This is a genomic window from Bradyrhizobium pachyrhizi, assembly GCF_001189245.1.
Taxonomy (GTDB): Bacteria; Pseudomonadota; Alphaproteobacteria; order Rhizobiales; family Xanthobacteraceae; genus Bradyrhizobium; species Bradyrhizobium pachyrhizi.
On the sequence record NZ_LFIQ01000108.1, the window covers coordinates 70,154 to 87,149 of the forward strand.

Sequence of the window (16,996 nt, forward strand, 5' to 3'; positions counted from 1 at the left end):
AGGCGGCACGCCGGAACCATCTCATGACGCAGCCGACCGTAAAGCGCTTCCCGACGCCCGCTCTCGACAAGCTCCCCGAGGATATCCGCACCCGCATCCTGGCGGTGCAGGAGAAATCCGGCTTCGTGCCGAACGTATTCCTCACCTTGGCCTATCGCCCCGACGAGTTTCGCGCCTTCTTCGCCTATCACGACGCGCTGATGGAAAAGGACTCCGGCCTCTCGAAGGCCGAGCGCGAGATGATCGTCGTGGCGACCAGCGCCGCCAACCAGTGCCAGTATTGCGTGATCGCCCACGGCGCGATCCTGCGCATCCGCGCCAAGAATCCCGAGATCGCCGACCAGATCGCGGTCAACTACCGCAAGGCCGACATCACGCCGCGGCAGCGCGCAATGCTCGACTTCGCCATGAAGGTGAGCCGCGCCGCCGAGGAAGTCTCGGAGGCGGACTTCGCCGCGCTTGCTGCCCACGGCTTCAGCGACGACGACGTCTGGGACATCGCCGCGGTTGCGGCGTTCTTCGCGCTGTCGAACCGGCTCGCCAACGTCACCGGCATGCGGCCGAACGGCGAGTTCTACATGCTCGGCCGCCAGCCGAAATAGAGGACGCCTTGGCGGACTGGAGCGAGATCGTCCTGCGTCTCGGCGCGGCCACCCTTGCCGGCTGCGCGGTCGGGCTCGACCGCGACCTGCGCGGCAAGCCGATCGGCCTGAAGACGCTGGGTCTCGTCAGCCTCTCGACGGCCATGGTCGTGCTGCTGGCATTGCAGGCCGTCGAGCCCGGCAAGTTCACCGACGCGGTGAGCCGCGTGATCCAGGGCGTGCTGACCGGCATCGGATTCCTCGGCGCCGGCGTGATCGTGCGGCAGGGCGACCGCTTCCAGGTCCGCGGCCTGACCAGCGCCGCATGCGCTTTCTTCGCCGCTTGCGTCGGCATCGTCTGCGGCGCCGGACATTGGCCGATCGTCGTCACCGCCGTCGCGCTGGCGTTCCTGCTGTTGACCTTCGGCAAGCGGACCGAGCGGTGGCTGCACCACGCGCTCGGCGGCAGGGAGGATCAGCACCGGCCGGCGGTGGCGGCAGATCAGTCGTCAGATGCCGGCCCGCACCAGCCGGGCAAATAGACCGCGTCCTTGCTGCGGCCGAGCGCCAGTCCCTTCTCCAGCGCCTTGGCGAAATTGTTCTCCACCGTCTTGCGCGGGATGTGGCGGCGCAGGAAATCGGCCCACAGGAATTCACTGAACGGCGTCGTGTCCTTGGCAAAGCCGCCCGCCCGGCGCATTTCGCCGGCGAGGCTGCGGAACGGATCGTCCCTGAGATCCTTGATCGATTTCGGAATGTCCTTGAAGTGGCGGCGCTCGCCCTTGGAATCGTAGGGATAGACCCAGCGCTTGTTGTCCATCACGCCCCAGAACACGTCACGCTCGACCATCGTGAGATCGCCGATCACCGTAACCAGGATGTCCTTGACGCCCTCCTCGTGCAGCGCACGCGCCATGTGATGGTGATCGACCACGTAGTAGCGATCGTCGGGACCATGGACGACCGGGATCATGTGCTTGCCCAGCAGTTCGGCGCGCTTCTTGTCCGACTTGTGCTCGCGCCAGCGCTTCCGCTTCTCCGTCACCTCCTGCATGCCGACCGTCATCTGGGTCGGCCGCAGCGACAGGATCGGGACCGGTTTGACGTAAGGCTCGCGCGTGTGGGCCATGATTTATGCTCCTTTTTGACCGGCACTCCGGAACGGGTTCCACTATGTCATGAGCCCGCAGGCGGGTGAAAGAGTCCGGTGCGCCGGCATGGCTTCACGAAGCGGTGGGGGGCCGATGGCCAAGATGGTCCGGCCTCGGCTGTCGATGCTCCCGGGCTGTCAATGCCCGGGCGCGCAGCCTCAACCTCCGTGACCGCGTTGCGGCGCAAACTGTGCATGCGCGAAGGTCGAACGAGTGTGTCGACATCGGCTGGGTCATCGCAATGCCGAGCATCCCGCGCTCCGCAGCAGTCGCCTCGACGGCAAGCCAGTTCCTGGAGGTGATCGAAGCATGAATACCACCTCTGCGCGCACCAAGATTTTAGGTGTGAAGTGCAGCGAACATGCTAAACATAACCGGCGACGCGACCGGACTGACAAAAGTGAAGACGCAGCGGCCAATCTCCTCGGATGCCGAGCACGTGGTGCTCAAATTCCGGCCGCGTACCTCGGCGCAGCCGCCCGGCAAGCGCGAGGAGCCGCTCCGATCGACGCGCCCGGCTTCCGTTGCCAACGACCTCTCTCGCTATGAGAAGCCGCGCGAGGAGCCGGACGATTTCCGCCAGCGCATGCTCGCCAACATCGCCGCCTTCGCCTTCACGGTGGCGCTCACCGCGATCGGCATCTGGCTTGCGATGAGCATCGCCGATTTGCGCAAGACCCAGGATTGCGTGCTGATGGGCCGCCGGGATTGCGCGAAGATTACGGTGATGCCGCGCAGCTAGGCTGGCCGGAACCCCGCCCAAAAACCGTGCTTGCGAGGCCGGCCAAGCTCCATTGAACTAACGGCCCTGCTCCGATATACGGGCACACGACTCCGGCACCAGCAATCGGGCATTCCGGGGCAACGCGCCCGCCTCCTCTGAGCCGACCCGGAATTACCTTCAATATATCAAAGGCTTAATGATGTCCTCCACATTCGAGCAGATCGCCAACATTATCGCGGAGACCTGCGACATCCCGCGCGACACGATCAAGCCGGAGAGCCACGCGATCGACGATCTGGGGATCGACAGCCTCGACTTCCTCGACATCGCCTTTGCCATCGACAAGGCCTTCGGGATCAAGATGCCGCTCGAAAAGTGGACCCAGGAGGTCAACGACGGCAAGGCCACGACCGAGCAGTATTTCGTGTTGAAGAATCTCGCCGACCGCATCGACGAGCTGGTTGCAGCCAAGAACGCGGGCACGGGCTCGGGCTCGTAATCGCCCATCATGCAGCTCGAGATCTTTCAGCTGATTGATCGGATCGTCGACCTCAACCTCGACGCAAGGACCATTGTCGTCGAGGCGGATGTTCCGCCCGACAGCCATTCGGTGTTCGCGGGGCACTTCCCTGGCTACCCGATCATGCCCGGCGTGCTGCTGACCGAAGCAATGGCCCAGAGCTCGGGCTGGCTGATCCTCGGTCTGACCAAGTTCGAGCGCATGCCCTTCCTCGCCATGGTCAAGGAAGCCAAGATGCGCGGCTTCGTCAGCCCCGGTTCGCTCCTGACCATTGAGGCCAAGATCGAGCACGAAGGTTCAGGCTTCGCCGTGACCTCGGCGAAGGTTCGCGTCGGCAAGGAGCTCAAGTGCAATGCCGAGCTGACCTTCCGTCACATCCCCTTCCCCAGCCCCGACTTGCGCGTGCACATGGATGCGATGGCCACCAAGATCGGGTTTCCGCAGCAGGCAATGAGTTGAGTAATGGCTGAGAAGGAAGTCTGGATCACCGGCGTAGGCCTGCTCTCCTCGCTTGGCGAGGGGCTGGATGCGCATTGGGAGGCGCTCGGCGCCCGGCGCGTCAATGCCGACGAGAAGCGTCTCGCGCCATACGTGATCCATCCGATCGCCCCCGTCAGCTTCGACGCCCAGATCCCGAAGAAGGGCGATCAGCGTCAGATGGAAGCCTGGCAGCGGATCGGTACCTATGCCGCCGGGCTGGCGCTCGATTCCGCCGGCGTCAAAGGCAATCAGGAAATCCTGTCGCGGATGGACATGATCATCGCAGCCGGTGGCGGCGAGCGTGACCTCAATGTCGACCTGGCGATCATGAACGCCGACGCGCAGGGCAAGCTGCCGCCCGCCCTCCTCAACGAGAAGCTGATGAACGAGCTGCGCCCGACGCTGTTCCTGGCGCAGCTCTCCAACCTGCTTGCCGGCAACATCGCGATCGTTCACGGCGTGTGCGGGACCTCGCGCACCTTCATGGGCGAGGAAGCCTCGAGCATCGACGCGGCACGGATCGCGGTCGCCCGCATCGGGGCCGGCCAGAGTGACATCGCCTTGGTCGGCGCCGCTCATAACGGCGATCGCGGCGACCTCTTGATGCTCTATGCATTCGGCGATCTCGCCCTCAAGGACCAGCATAGCTCGGTCTGGGCCCGCAGGAACAATCCGGGCTTTGCCATCGGCTCGGCCGGCGCCTTCCTCGTGATGGAATCGCGCGAACATGCCGAGGCCCGCGGCGCAAAGCCGTACGCCAAGCTGACCAAGGTGGTCGCCGACCTTGCCCGACGCAAGGAGCCGGGCGCCGTGACGAAATCGCTGGAAGCGTTGTGGCCGCAGCTCGGCGTCAGCGGCGACAACGGTATCCTGATCACGGGCGCGACCGGCGCCGAGCCTGCGACTGCCGAAGAGCGCGCATTCCTCAGCCAGCATGCCGGCTTTGCCGTCCGCGCCACCGGAACGACCTTTGGCCACACCATGGAGGCGCAATTCCCGCTTGGGCTCGCGCTGGCCGCGCTGTCGATCTCGCGCGGCGCGCTCTATCCGGCCAACGACCCGACCGGGCTGGAGGTTGAAAAGACCGAAGCGCCAACCCAGATTGTTGTGTTGGGGGTCGGCCACTGGCAGGGCGAAGGCATGGCGCTGGTCGAGGCCGTCAGTTAGAGCATGATCCGGAAAATTGTTTCGGAACATCATGCTCGAACAAACAACTAGAGTGCGATGAAGCTCATCGCACTTTAAGTCCGGCGCAAGCACCGACGGGGAAACCATGACAGCACCACGCGATAAATTCGGCCGACCGATCGTTGTCGTGACCGGCATGGGAATCGTGACGTCGCTCGGCGGCGGCAAGACCGACAATTGGAAGCGCCTCACCGCGGGTGAGTCCGGCATCAAGACCGTGACACGCTTCCCGCTCGACAGTCTGAAGACGACGATGGCCGGCGCCGTCGATTTCGTCACCGTCGACCCGTTCTCTTCGACCAGCCTGTCGCAGCGTCTGGCGGAGATCGCGACCGAAGAAGCGCTCGAGCAAGCCGGCATCGGCAGCAAGGGCGACTTTCCCGGCCCGCTGTTTCTGGCAGTCGCCCCGATCGAGACCGAGTGGCCGCAGCGGCTCGAAGTCGCGCGCGAGGTTCCGACCAAGGACTTTGGAATCATCGAATACCTGGCGACCTGCAGCGGCGGGAAGTTCGCGCACTTTCACCGGCGCTTCACCTTCGGCTCCGTCGCGCTCAATCTCGCCGAGACCTTCGGCACCAAAGGGTCGCCGATTTCGCTGTCGACGGCTTGCGCGTCTGGCGCGACCGCGATCCAGCTCGGCGTCGAGGCGATCCGCCGCGGCGAAACCGATGCAACGCTGTGCATCGCGACGGATGGCTCGGTCAATCCCGAAGCCATGGTGCGCTTCTCGCTGCTGTCGGCTCTCTCCACCCAGAACGACCCGCCGCAGGCCGCCTCGAAACCGTTCTCGAAGAACCGCGACGGCTTCGTGATGGCCGAGGGCGCCGGTGCGCTGGTGCTCGAGAGCTACGACGCCGCGATGGCGCGCGGCGCGCGTATCCTCGGCGTCGTTGCCGGCTGCGGCGAACTCACCGATTCCTTCCACCGCACCCGCTCGAGCCCGGACGGCAAGCCGGCGATCGGCTGCGTGCGCAAGACGCTCGCCGATGCTGGAATGGAGCCCGAGCAAATTGATCACATCAACGCGCACGGGACCTCGACGCCGGAAAACGACAAGATGGAGTATCTTGCGACGTCGGCCGTGTTTGGCGAGCACACCAAAAACATTCCGGTGTCGTCGAACAAGTCGATGGTCGGCCACACCATCTCGGCCGCCGGCGCAGTCGAGGCGATCTTCTCGCTGCTCACGCTCGAGCATCAGCGGATTCCGCCGACGATCAACTACGAGGTGCCCGATCCCGCGATCCCGTTCGACGTGGTCGGCAACAAGGCGCGCGATGCCAAGGTGACCGCCGTGATGTCGAACTCGTTCGGGTTCGGCGGGCAGAACGCCTCACTGATCCTGACGCGCGAGCCGGCCTAGCGCCCTCGCATCATCAGATGAAACGTCTGCTCCTTCGCACCAGGGCGCACCTGCGTGACGCCGCGAAGCCCGTGACCGACGCGGCGATCGGCGGGCTGACGATCGGCCTGCTGCGCACGACGCGCTATTTCGATCCCGAGAAGACCGCAAGGTTCTTCGGCCGCGCCGCGCATTTCATCGGCCGCCGGCTGCGCGAGGATCGCATCGGCCGCGAGAACCTCAAGGCCGCTTTCCCGGAAAAGTCACCCGAGGAGATCGAGAAGATCCTGACGGGCGTCTGGCACAACCTCGGACGCATCGGCGCTGAATTCGCGCACATCGACCGCATCTGGGACCACGATCCCCAGAATCCCGACAAGCCGGGTCGCGTCGAATTCTCGGCGCGCAGCAAGCAGCTGTTCGATCAGTTGCGTGACGACGGCAAGCCGGCTCTGTTCTTCGCCGCACATCTCGGCAACTGGGAGCTCTCTCCAATTGCCGCCGCAGCGCATGGGCTCGACGCCACCATCCTGTTTCGCCGGCCGAACATCGAAGCCGCCGACCGCGCCATCGAACACATCCGCGCGGTCAACCTGGGCACCCTGGTGCCGGCCGGCCGTGACGCACCGCTCAAGCTGGCGCAGGCGCTGAAGAACGGCCAGCACGTCGCGATGCTGGTCGATCAGTATTTGACCAACGGCGTTCCCGTCACCTTCTTCGGCCGCAAGACCACGGCGAATCCGCTGCTGGCGCGCCTGCGCCGGCAGATCGATTGCCCCATCCACGGCACGCGGATCATCCGCCTGCCCGACGGCCGCTTCCGCGGCGAGGTCACCGAGGAAGTCAAGCCGGTGTTCGACGCATCCGGCCAGATCGATATTCAGGGCACCATGCAGGCGATCACCGATGTCGTCGAGGGCTGGGTCCGTGAGTATCCCGATCAATGGCTCTGGCTACACCGGCGCTGGCGGTAGGCTCATCCGACTTGTCATTCCGGGGCGATGCGAAGCATCGAACCCTTAGGTGCGCATTTGCGCACCGAGAATCTCGAGATTCCCCGATGCGCAATTGCGCATCTGAGGTCTGGTGCTGACGCACCATCCCGGAATGACGCCCCGCGTCACTTCCCGGTCTTCACCCTCGTCCACAGGCGATTGATGATCCGCTGCGTCGCGGGATCGCGCGCCGTGATCACGAACAGCTTCTTCTGCATCGCCTCGTCGGGATAGATGTTCTTGTCATCGAATATCTTCGGATCGATCAGCTTCTGGCTCGCCAGATTGCCGTTGGCATAGGACAGGAAGTTCGAGTTCTTCGCCGCGATCTCGGGACGGTAGAGGTAGTTGATCAGCTCATAGGCCTCGGCAACGTTCTTCGCATCCGCGGGGATCGCGAGATTGTCGAAGAACATCTGCGCGCCCTCCTTGGGGATCGTGTAACCGATCTCGACGCCGGTGTTGGCTTCCGCCGCCCGGCTGCGCGCCTGCATGATGTCGCCCGACCATCCGACCACGAAGCAGATTTCGCCCGAGGCCAGCGCGCTGAGATATTCGGACGAGTGGAATTTACGCACATAGGGCCGGATCTTGATGACGAGATCGGCGGCCTTCTCGAGGTCGGCCTGCTTGGTCGAGTTCGGATCGAGGCCGAGATAGCTCAGCGCCGCCGGCAGGATGTCGTCGGCGGAATCCAGCATGTGGATGCCGCAATCCTTGAATTTGGCGAGGTTCTCCGGCTTGAACACCATGTCCCAGCTGTCGATCTTCGCATCGGGACCGAGAGTCTTCTGCGCGATCTTGACGTTGTAGCCGATGCCGGTGGTGCCCCACATGTAGTTGGCGCCGTAATTGTTGCCGGGATCGTAGGTGGCTAGTTGGCTCGTCACCACGGGCCACGCGTTGGCGAGGTTCGGCAGCTTCGACTTGTCGAGCTTGAGGAACACCTTCGCGGTGATCTGGCGCTGCAGGAAGTAGCCGGTCGGCACCACGACGTCGTAACCCGACTTGCCGGCGAGCAGCCGCGTCTCCAGCGTCTCGTTGGCGTCGAACGTATCGTACACGACCTTGATGCCGGTTTCCTTGGTGAAGTCCTCGAGGACTCCCGGCGCCATGTAGTTCGACCAGTTGTAGAAGTTGACCGTGCGCTCCTCGGCGTCGGCGGAGGCCGAGAGCAGCAGGACCGTCGCGACCGCGCCGACGAAGCTGACGAGACGACGGTTCTGCTCTCGCATTCTGGCCTACCTCTTGCGGCGGTGAACGGCGTCCGACAACCGCTCCAGCGCGGCGTCGAGCGTCGAGTCTTTCTTGGCGAAACAAAAACGCACGACCGACGTCACCGCATCCTGCTCGTAGAACGCCGACACCGGGATCGCCGCGACCTTGTAGTCCTGCACGATCCGCCAGCAGAACTCCGCGTCGGTCTCATTGAGACCGAGCGGCGACAGGTCCACGGTGAGGAAGTAGGTCCCCTGCGACTTCAGCACCGGAAAGCCGATGCTCTCCAACCCCTTGGTCAGGCGGTCGCGGCTCCGCGCCATGTCCTTGCGCATGTCGAGGAAATAATCGTCGGGCTTGCCGAGGCCATATGCCACCGCCGCCTGCAGATTGGGCGCCGTCGTGAAGGTAAGGAACTGGTGCACCTTCGCAGCGACGCGCAGCAGCGGCGGCGCGGCGCAGACGAAGCCGATCTTCCATCCGGTCAGCGAGAAGATCTTGCCGGCGCTGCCGACCTTGATGGTGCGGTCGCGCATGCCCGGGATCGTGATCAGAGGGATGTGCTCGCGGCCGTCGAAGACCACGTGTTCCCAGACCTCGTCGCAGATCGCGACCACGTCGAATTCCTGGCAGAACCGCGCCAGCAGTTCGAGGTCCTCGCGCGGATAGACCACCGCCGCCGGATTGAGCGGATTGTTGAACAGCACCGCCTTGGTCTTGTGATTGAAGACGCTGCGCAGCATCTCCTCGCTCAGCCGCCACTCCGGCGGTTCGAGCCGCAGCAGCCGCGGAATGCCGCCGGCCTGGCGGATGATCGGCAGATAGGAATCATAGACCGGCTGGAAGCACACCACCTCGTCACCGGGTTCGACCACGGAGAGGATCGAGGAGGTCAACGCCTCGGTGCCGCCGGAGGTGACCATCACCTCGGTCATCGGATCGAGCTTGAGCCCGTGCCAGTGGCCGTAATGCGATGCGATCGCCTGACGGAGCTCCGGGATGCCCATCATCGACGGATATTGATTATAGCCGTTGATCGAGGCGTCCGCGGCGGCGCGGCGGATGTCCTCCGGACCGGGATCGTCGGGAAAGCCCTGGCCGAGATTGATGGCGTTGTTGTCGCGCGCGGCCTGCGACATCGCCTCGAAGATGGTGACAGGAAGGTCCGCGAAGACCTTGTTCATGGAGGTCATGTCAGGGATCAGCCGCCGGTCTTGGTCGGCAGTCCCGCCGCCTTCCAGCCGATGATGCCGCCCGCCAGGTGCTTGTCGTAGGGCAGGCCCGCGGCCTGCGCGGCCAGCGAGGCCGTCACCGAGCGCTTGCCGGAGCGGCAGGCGAACACCACCTGCTTGCCCTGCGGATCAGGAATCGCCGCCGGGTCGAACGTCGACAGCGGCACCACGACGCTATCAGGATAGGCCTCGACGGCGACCTCGTTCGGCTCACGGACGTCGACCAGGAGATAGCGGCCTTCCGCTATGCCCTTCGACACCTCGTCCGGAAACAAATCTTCCACCTTGTGGTCCGCCACGGAAATATCCTCCCGACATGATCTTTGGCGAGCGTCGCGCCGCTCGCCGTTCCGGGCCGCAAAGTCGCCTCTTGCGCGGAGAAAATCAAGCGTCCGAAACGAGTTAGATGCCACGCGGAAAAGCTGGATCGTGGCCCCTAGATCGTGACCTGGGTGCCGACCTCGACCACCCGCCCGGTCGGGATCTGGAAATAGTCGGTGGCATCGTTCGACGAGCGGCTCAGCGCGATGAACAGATGGTCCTGCCAACTCGGCATGCCCGAATGCGCCGCCGGCTTCAGCGCACGGCGGGAGAGGAAGAACGAGGTCGACATGATGTCGAACTGCCAGCCGAGCTTGCGGGCGATCGCCAGCGTCTTCGGCACGTTCGGCTGTTCCATGAAACCGAACTTCAGCGTCACCTTGGAGAAGGTCTCGCTCAGCTGCTCCATCCGCACCCGCTCGGACGGATCGATCCGCGGCGTCGGCGCGGTCTCGATAGTCAGGATGACGTTCTTCTCGTGCAGCACCTTGTAGTGCTTGAGGCTGTGCATCAGCGCGGTCGGCGCGCTGACGGGATCGCTGGTCAGGAACACCGCGGTGCCGGAGACCCGTTGCGGGGGCCGCTTCTCCAGCATCGCGACGAGATCGGCGAGCGGGAATTCCAGCTTGCGCGACTTCTCGAACAACAGCCGGCTGCCGCGCCGCCAAGTGTACATCACCACGATCATGGCGCCGCCAAGCGCGAGCGGCACCCAGCCGCCCTCGAACACCTTGAGCAGGTTGGCGGCGAGGAAGGTGATGTCGAGGAACAGGAAGGGCGCGACCAGCGCGGCGGCCGCGATCGGCGACCAGCGCCAGACCTTCCAGATCACGACAAAGCCCATCATCGCCGTCACCACCATGGTGCCGGTCACCGAGATGCCGTAAGCCGAGGCCAGTGCGCTCGACGAACGGAACATCAGCACCAGCACGATGACCGCGATGAACAGGAAGCGGTTGATGCGCGGCATGTAGATCTGCCCGGAATGCGCTTCCGAGGTGTGGCGGATCTCGAACCGCGGCAAGAGGCCGAGCTGGATCGCCTGCCGCGTCAGCGAATACGCACCGGTGATGACGGCCTGGCTCGCGATCACGGTCGCCATGGTCGCCAGCGCAACCATCGGGATCAGGGCCCAGTCCGGGAACATCAGGAAGAACGGGTTCTCGATGCCCTTGGGATTGCCGATCAAGAGCGCGCCCTGCCCCAGATAGTTCAGCGCCAGCGACGGCAGCACAATGAACAGCCACGCGGTCTGGATCGGGCGTTTGCCGAAATGGCCGAGGTCGGCATAGAGCGCCTCGGCGCCGGTCACCGCGAGGAAGACCGCACCGAGCGTGATGAACCCGATCACGCCGTGATGCAGCATGAACGACACCGCAAGGATAGGATTGAGCGCGTACAGCACTTCGGGATGCCGCAGATCGTGCGGCAGCGCCGCGACCGCGATCAGGGCGAACCACACGCACATCACCGGGCCGAAGAAGGCCGCGACGCGCGCGGTGCCGCGCGACTGCACCGCGAACAGGACGACAAGGATCACCACCGTGAGCGGCACGACATAGGGATCGAATGTCGAGGTAACGAGCTTGATGCCCTCGATTGCCGACAGCACCGAGAGCGCCGGCGTGATGACGGCGTCGCCATAGAACAGCGCGCCGCTGATGATGCCGAGCAGCACGATCGCGGCGCCGCCCTTGGTCGCCGCGCGCTGCGCCAGCGCCATCAGCGCCAGCGTGCCGCCCTCGCCATTGTTGTCCGCGCGCAGCAGGATCACGACGTATTTCAGCGTGACGACGACGATCAAAGCCCAGAGGATCAGCGATAGCACGCCGAGCACCGCATGCGCCGTCACCGCGCCTTCGCCGCCGGCGGCCGCAACGACGGCCTCGCGCAAGGCGTAAAGCGGGCTGGTGCCGATGTCGCCATAGACGACACCGATGCTGCCGAGCATCAGGGCCTTGAAGGTGGCGGTTGAATGCGCCTCACCATTGCCGTTTGCCGCCGGCGTTTCCGCCGCGGTGATCGCACTCTCGGATGACATGGGGAAGCTGTGCCTCTGTCTTCTGCCGCACCGCACAATGCCGGGTCGCAGCGCTATACTCTCGGCAGGAATGCATAGGTTAGCCCGGATTCAGGCCTCCGCCATGCATATCACGCATGGATCACGGTCGATCAACATCAGAATCCTGCGCTGGATCAGATAGTTACCTGGGTACCCACTTCAACCACCCGGCCGGTCGGGATCTGGAAATAGTCGGTGGCATCATTGGCGGACCGGCTCATCGCGATGAACAGGTGGTCCTGCCATTGCGGCATGCCGGACTGGGCCGACGGCTTCAGCGAGCGGCGCGACACGAAGAACGAGGTCGACATGATGTCGAACTGCCAGCCGAGCTTGCGCGCGACCGCCAGCGCCTTCGGCACGTTCGGCGATTCCATGTAGCCGAAGCGCAGCCGGACCGCGGTGAACTTGTCGCTCACCTTCTCCATGTTGACGCGCTCGGACAGATCGACGCGCGGCGTCGGTGCGGTCTCGATGGTCAGGATCACGTTGTGCTCGTGCAGCACCTTGTTGTGCTTGAGATTGTGCAGCAGCGCGGTCGGCACGAAGCTCGGATCGCTGGTCAGGAACACCGCAGTGCCCTTGACGATATGCGGCGGCCGCTTCTCCAGACTGTGGATCAGGTCGCGCAGCGGCACCTCGATGCGCCGGGTCTTGGCGACCAGAATGGCGGCGCCGCGGCGCCAGGTCCAGATCATCGTCGCCATCACGACGCCGAACAGCAGCGGCACCCACGCGCCCTCGAACAGCTTCAGGAGATTGGCGCTGAAGAAGGTCATATCAACGATCACGAACGGCAGGATCAAGGCCGCCGCCGACGCCACGCGCCAGTTCCACAGCTTCCAGATCACGATGAAGCCCATGATGCCGTCGGCAACCATGGTGGTGGAGACAGCGATGCCATAGGCCGAAGCCAGCCCGCTCGAGGTGCGGAACAGCAGCACCAGCAGCAGCACGCCGATCAGCAGCAGCCGGTTGACGCGCGGCAGATAGATCTGACCGGCATGGGTCTCCGAGGTGTAGCGGACCTCGAAGCGCGGCAAGAGCCCGAGCTGCACCGCCTGGCTGATCAGCGAATAGGCGCCGGTGATCACCGCCTGGCTCGCGATCACCGTCGCGGCGGTGGCGAGCCCGACCAGCGGCAGCAGCAGCACGTCGGGCACCATGCGGTAGAACGAGTTCTCGATCGCGCCAGGGTCGGACAGCACCAGCGCGCCCTGCCCGAAATAGTTCAGCAGCAGCGAGGGCAGCACGAAGAACAGCCAGCCGGACTGGATCGGCTTGCGGCCGAAATGCCCAAGATCGGCATACAGTGCCTCGCCGCCGGTCACCGCGAGGAACACCGCGCCCAACGTCACCAGGCCGATGGTGCCGTGGGTCAGCATGAACTGGAGCGCGTAATAGGGATTGATCGCCGCCAGCACCGACGGGTCGTCCATGATGTGGACGAGCCCCATCACCGCCAGCGAGGCGAACCACACCACCATCACCGGACCGAAGGCGGAAGCGACGCGCGCGGTGCCAGAACTCTGCACCGAGAACAGCACGACCAGGATCAGGATCGTCAGCGGCACCACATAGTGCTCGAGATGCGGGGTGGCGAGCTTGAGGCCTTCGACCGCCGACAGCACCGAGATCGCAGGCGTGATCATGGAATCGCCGATGAACATCGAGGCGCCGACCACGCCGAGCGCGAGCAGCGGCCAGCTGCGCCGACCGATCGCGCGCTGGCCGAGCGCCATCAGCGAGAGCGTGCCGCCCTCGCCATTGTTGTCGGCGCGCAGCAGCAGCAGCACGTATTTCGCGGTGACAACGGTGAACAGCGCCCACAGGATCAGGCTGAGCACGCCCAGCACCATGATGCGGGTGACCGGCTGGCCGTGCGCGGCGCCGCCGACCGCCTCGCGGAATGCGTAGAGCGGCGAAGTTCCGATATCGCCGAACACCACCCCGATGCTGCCGAGTGTCAGGGCCCAGAAGCTGGAGGTGGGTTGTCCTTCCTGAGCTTCGGTAGATGAGACGCTGACAGCCATGGCGAGGTTGGAACGCCCGATCGGTTGATTTGATCCGCGCGGCTATCGACGCTTCCGCTTCACGTGTCAACCGCGCACCGGTGGTAGTTAACGGTAGTATGGTAACCCGGAGCTACGGCTTCAGATCCGGCGGCAGTGGCGGATTTTCCCGCATCAACGTGATGGTCACGCGACGGTTGGCCGGCAGCGTCGGGTCGTCGGGAAACAGCGGTTGGCCGTCGGCCTTGCCGGAAACCGCGAAAATATGCGACGGCGGCAGCCCTTCCCGCTCCAGGATCTGCCGCACCGCGTTGGCGCGGTCCGCGGACAGGTCGAAGCCGTCGTAATCACTGCGCGCCGGCACGAAGCCTGCGGCTGTATGCCCCACGATCGCAACCCGCAGCGGCGTCGCCTTCAGCGGCGCGGCCAGCTTCTGGATCAGCCGGCGGGTGCGGTCGTACGGCTCCCTGGAACCGTCCGCGAACATCGAGCGGCCGTCCTGGTCGACGATCTCGAGGTTGAGCCCCTCCTTGGTCTCCTCGAACATGATGTTCTTGGAGATCTCGGTCAGCTCCGGCATGTCCTGCAGCGCCTGGCGAAGCGAGGCCGAGGCGAGCGCGAATTCGCGGTCGATCTTCAGCCGCGCGCCGTTGATCTGGCTGCGCTCCTTCTCGTCCGGCGTCGGATTGGCCGAGGACTCCTCCGGCGAGATGTGCTCGACGTTCTTCAGCTTCGGCCGGGTCGGCAGGCCATCGGATTCGACGATGCCGGAATAGCGCACATTGGTCTGCACGCCGAAGGCATCGCGCATCGAGCCGGCAACGATCTTCAGCTTGTTGTTGTCCATGGTGGAGAACGCGACGAGCATCACGAAGAAGCTCATCATCAGGCCCATCAGGTCGGCGAAGGTCACGAACCAGCCGTGACCTCCGGTATGGGCGTCGCCGCGCTTTTTCTTGGCCATTGTAGCTTTTTCCGGCTGCGTTTCCCGAAAGCGCGGTCCGGTCAGGCCGGAACCGGCTCGCCTTCCTCCTGGCGATGCTTCTCCGGCAGATAGGCCAGCAGCATCTCGCGCACCAGCGCCGGGCTCTTGGAGTCGCGGATCATCAGGATGCCGTCGATGATCAACGTGCGGTTGGTCTCCTCGTCGAGCAGCTTGCCGTGCAGCTTGTCGGCGATCGGAAGGCAGAACAAATTGGCGACCAGCGCGCCGTACAGCGTCGCGAGCAGTGCGGTCGCCATGAACGGGCCGAGCTTGGAGGGGTCGGTCATGTTGGCGAACATCTGCACCATGCCGATCAGCGTGCCGATCATGCCGAACGCCGGTGCGCAGTCGCCGATCGCGCGATAGATCTTGCTGCCCTCGTCGAGGTGCATCAGGAAGTTGTCGCGGTCGCGCTCCATGTTGTCGCGGATGAATTCGAGGTCGTAACCGTCGGCGACGTATCGGATGCCCTTGGCGAGGAACGGCTCGTCGGTCTCGACCTTTTCCAGACCGACCGGCCCCTGCTTGCGGGCGATCTCGGCGATGCGGGCGAGCTCGTCGACGAGGTCGCGCGCCGACAGCCGGCTCATCGTGAAGGCGAATTTGGCGCCGAGCGGCAGGCCATGCAGCATCACGCCGAGCGGAAAACGGATCATCGTCGCCGCGATCGAGCCGCCGAAGATGATGATCATGGCGTGTTCGGAGATGAACATGTGCAGGTCGCCGCCCATGAACATCATCACCGCGATGACGATGATGCCAGCCAACAGCCCGGCGCCAGTCATGATATCCATAGGAGACTCCAACGCGTACGCAACCTGCCCGTCCTGGACGGCGCGCAGCCCAGTGCGGGCCGCGTGGAAAACCCTAACGTTAACGCCATTAAGGACGCGTTACCGAATTTGGTAGGGATAACAACGGGTAAACGCCGGCCTTTTCGCGATGTCGTTGAAGATGCTGGCTTTCCGCATGCGATGCCATCGCTGCATGCGTAAAAGGTCTCCCCGTACAACAACGGACATGACATAGGTTTTGGTCAGAGGAAACGAACAAGCGAGCAGGACAGGATGAAGGCGGTCGTCGTCGAGCAATACGCACCCATCGATCAGATCGGGCTGAGGGAGATCGCCACCCCCGAACCCGGCCCCGGACAGATCCGCGTCCGGGTCCACGCTGCGAGCATCGGCTTCGTCGATGGGCTGAAGGTCGAGGGCCGTTACCAGACCAAGGATGCCCTCCCCTTTACGCCGGGCGCGGAATTCGCCGGCGTGGTCGATGCGGTCGCAGGCGGCGTTGCCGGCATCGCGCCGGGCATGCGGGTGATGGGCGCGGCGCGCTCGGGCGCGCTGGCCGAGCACATCGTGGTGCCGCCCGACGCCGTCGAGATCATGCCCGACGGACTGTCGATGGAGGCCGCCGCGGCTTTTCGCACCAATTACCTCACCGCGCTCTATGCACTCGGCGAGCGCGGTTCGCTCAAGGCCGGCGAGCAGTTGCTGGTGCTCGGCGCCGCCGGCGGCACCGGGATCGCCGCCATTCAAGTCGGCAAGCTGCTCGGCGCGCGCGTCGTCGCCGCGGCCTCGACGGAGGAGAAGCGCAACTTCGCCGCAAGCTTCGGTGCCGACGCGGTCGTCGACTACACGAAGCCCGACTGGCGCGACGCGCTGAAGGACGCGACCGCCGGCCATGGCCCCGACGTGATCTTCGATCCGGTCGGTGGCGAGGTCTCGCTGCAGGCGTTCCGCTCGATCGCCTGGAACGGCCGCCATGTCGTGGTTGGTTTCGCGGCCGGCAACATTCCCGCATTGCCGTTCAATCTGCCGCTCCTGAAAGGCGGCCTCCTGATCGGCGTCGATGCCGCCCAGATCGCGCGGCGGGAGCCCGAGGCGCAGGCGCGCGTGATGACGCAATTGTCGGCATGGCTAAACGAAGGCCGGCTGACGTCTGTGGTCGGCAAGGTATTCGCATTCGAGGACTTTCGCGCGGCCTTCACCACCATGCAAACCCGTGCGGCGCTCGGCAAGATGGTGGTGCGGATCGGGTCGTGAGAGAGGCAGCGCTATCGCCTCATCCCACTGTCGTGTCGGCCCGTTCGCTGCCGTCCAGGCCTCCGCGCAGTTGCGCACGAATCGGGAATGATGTCCTGCCACATCCACCACCGTCGTCCCGGCGAAAGCCGGGACCC

The 16,996-nt window shown here is 64.6% G+C and carries 17 protein-coding genes; 9 read left to right on the top strand and 8 right to left on the bottom strand.

All coding sequences use genetic code 11. From position 1 onward, the window contains the following. The first annotated feature begins 23 nt into the window (after positions 1–23). Both AKL29_RS27865 and AKL29_RS27870 read left to right on the top strand, forming a co-directional pair. A complete protein-coding gene (locus tag AKL29_RS27865) occupies positions 24–602 on the top strand; it encodes a peroxidase-related enzyme (RefSeq protein ID WP_050386377.1) in 579 nt (192 codons plus the stop codon). An 8-nt stretch (positions 603–610) separates the two neighbouring features. Then, entirely contained in the window at positions 611–1,123 is a 513-nt protein-coding gene (locus AKL29_RS27870) for an MgtC/SapB family protein (RefSeq protein WP_050386378.1), read from the top strand. Here AKL29_RS27870 and AKL29_RS27875 read toward each other — a convergent pair. Next, complete coding sequence (locus tag AKL29_RS27875) at positions 1,084–1,710, bottom strand: ParB-like protein (RefSeq protein WP_016848428.1); 627 nt, start codon at positions 1,708–1,710, stop codon at positions 1,084–1,086. The two genes, AKL29_RS27870 and AKL29_RS27875, sit on opposite strands and share 40 nt — an antisense overlap. 422 nt (positions 1,711–2,132) lie before the next feature. Here AKL29_RS27875 and AKL29_RS27880 point away from each other — a divergent pair, with 422 nt between their 5' ends. The 6 genes from AKL29_RS27880 (at position 2,133) to AKL29_RS27905 (ending at position 6,960) form a co-directional block, all read left to right on the top strand. Further along, on the top strand, positions 2,133–2,474 hold the full coding sequence (locus AKL29_RS27880) for a hypothetical protein (protein ID WP_028334297.1): 342 nt from the start codon (positions 2,133–2,135) through the stop codon (positions 2,472–2,474). A gap of 181 nt (positions 2,475–2,655) precedes the next feature. After that, positions 2,656–2,955, top strand: a complete 300-nt coding sequence (locus AKL29_RS27885) for an acyl carrier protein (protein WP_028334296.1) — start codon at positions 2,656–2,658, stop codon at positions 2,953–2,955. A gap of 9 nt (positions 2,956–2,964) precedes the next feature. Next, positions 2,965–3,435, top strand: a complete 471-nt coding sequence (locus tag AKL29_RS27890; RefSeq protein WP_028334295.1) for a 3-hydroxyacyl-ACP dehydratase FabZ family protein — start codon at positions 2,965–2,967, stop codon at positions 3,433–3,435. Positions 3,436–3,438: 3 nt separating this feature from the next. Then, positions 3,439–4,623, top strand: a complete 1,185-nt coding sequence (locus tag AKL29_RS27895; protein WP_028334294.1) for a beta-ketoacyl-ACP synthase — start codon at positions 3,439–3,441, stop codon at positions 4,621–4,623. A gap of 106 nt (positions 4,624–4,729) precedes the next feature. Next, on the top strand, positions 4,730–6,007 hold the full coding sequence (locus AKL29_RS27900) for a beta-ketoacyl-ACP synthase (RefSeq protein WP_028334293.1): 1,278 nt from the start codon (positions 4,730–4,732) through the stop codon (positions 6,005–6,007). A gap of 17 nt (positions 6,008–6,024) precedes the next feature. Continuing rightward, the gene (locus tag AKL29_RS27905) at positions 6,025–6,960 is read left to right on the top strand and encodes a lipid A biosynthesis lauroyl acyltransferase (protein WP_050386379.1); all 936 of its coding nucleotides are present in this window, start codon (positions 6,025–6,027) and stop codon (positions 6,958–6,960) included. Positions 6,961–7,106: 146 nt separating this feature from the next. Here AKL29_RS27905 and AKL29_RS27910 read toward each other — a convergent pair whose 3' ends face one another. From AKL29_RS27910 to AKL29_RS27940, 7 genes are all read right to left on the bottom strand, one after another. After that, entirely contained in the window at positions 7,107–8,216 is a 1,110-nt protein-coding gene (locus AKL29_RS27910) for a polyamine ABC transporter substrate-binding protein (RefSeq protein ID WP_050386380.1), read from the bottom strand. 6 nt (positions 8,217–8,222) lie between these two features. Then, a complete protein-coding gene (locus AKL29_RS27915) occupies positions 8,223–9,392 on the bottom strand; it encodes an aminotransferase (protein WP_050386381.1) in 1,170 nt (389 codons plus the stop codon). An 8-nt stretch (positions 9,393–9,400) separates the two neighbouring features. Then, a complete protein-coding gene (locus AKL29_RS27920; RefSeq protein ID WP_028334289.1) occupies positions 9,401–9,730 on the bottom strand; it encodes a rhodanese-like domain-containing protein in 330 nt (109 codons plus the stop codon). A 137-nt stretch (positions 9,731–9,867) separates the two neighbouring features. After that, positions 9,868–11,793, bottom strand: a complete 1,926-nt coding sequence (locus AKL29_RS27925; RefSeq protein ID WP_050386382.1) for a potassium transporter Kup — start codon at positions 11,791–11,793, stop codon at positions 9,868–9,870. Between the two features lie 155 nt (positions 11,794–11,948). Beyond that, positions 11,949–13,847: a potassium transporter Kup gene (locus tag AKL29_RS27930; protein ID WP_028334287.1), complete on the bottom strand. Its 1,899-nt coding sequence runs from the start codon at positions 13,845–13,847 to the stop codon at positions 11,949–11,951. Between the two features lie 112 nt (positions 13,848–13,959). Beyond that, positions 13,960–14,790: an OmpA/MotB family protein gene (locus AKL29_RS27935; RefSeq protein ID WP_028334286.1), complete on the bottom strand. Its 831-nt coding sequence runs from the start codon at positions 14,788–14,790 to the stop codon at positions 13,960–13,962. 41 nt (positions 14,791–14,831) lie between these two features. Then, on the bottom strand, positions 14,832–15,605 hold the full coding sequence (locus tag AKL29_RS27940; RefSeq protein WP_016848416.1) for a motility protein A: 774 nt from the start codon (positions 15,603–15,605) through the stop codon (positions 14,832–14,834). Positions 15,606–15,878: 273 nt separating this feature from the next. On the opposite strand from AKL29_RS27940, the gene AKL29_RS27945 reads away from it, so the two are divergent. After that, on the top strand, positions 15,879–16,859 hold the full coding sequence (locus AKL29_RS27945; RefSeq protein WP_050386383.1) for an NADPH:quinone oxidoreductase family protein: 981 nt from the start codon (positions 15,879–15,881) through the stop codon (positions 16,857–16,859). Positions 16,860–16,996 lie beyond the last annotated feature (137 nt).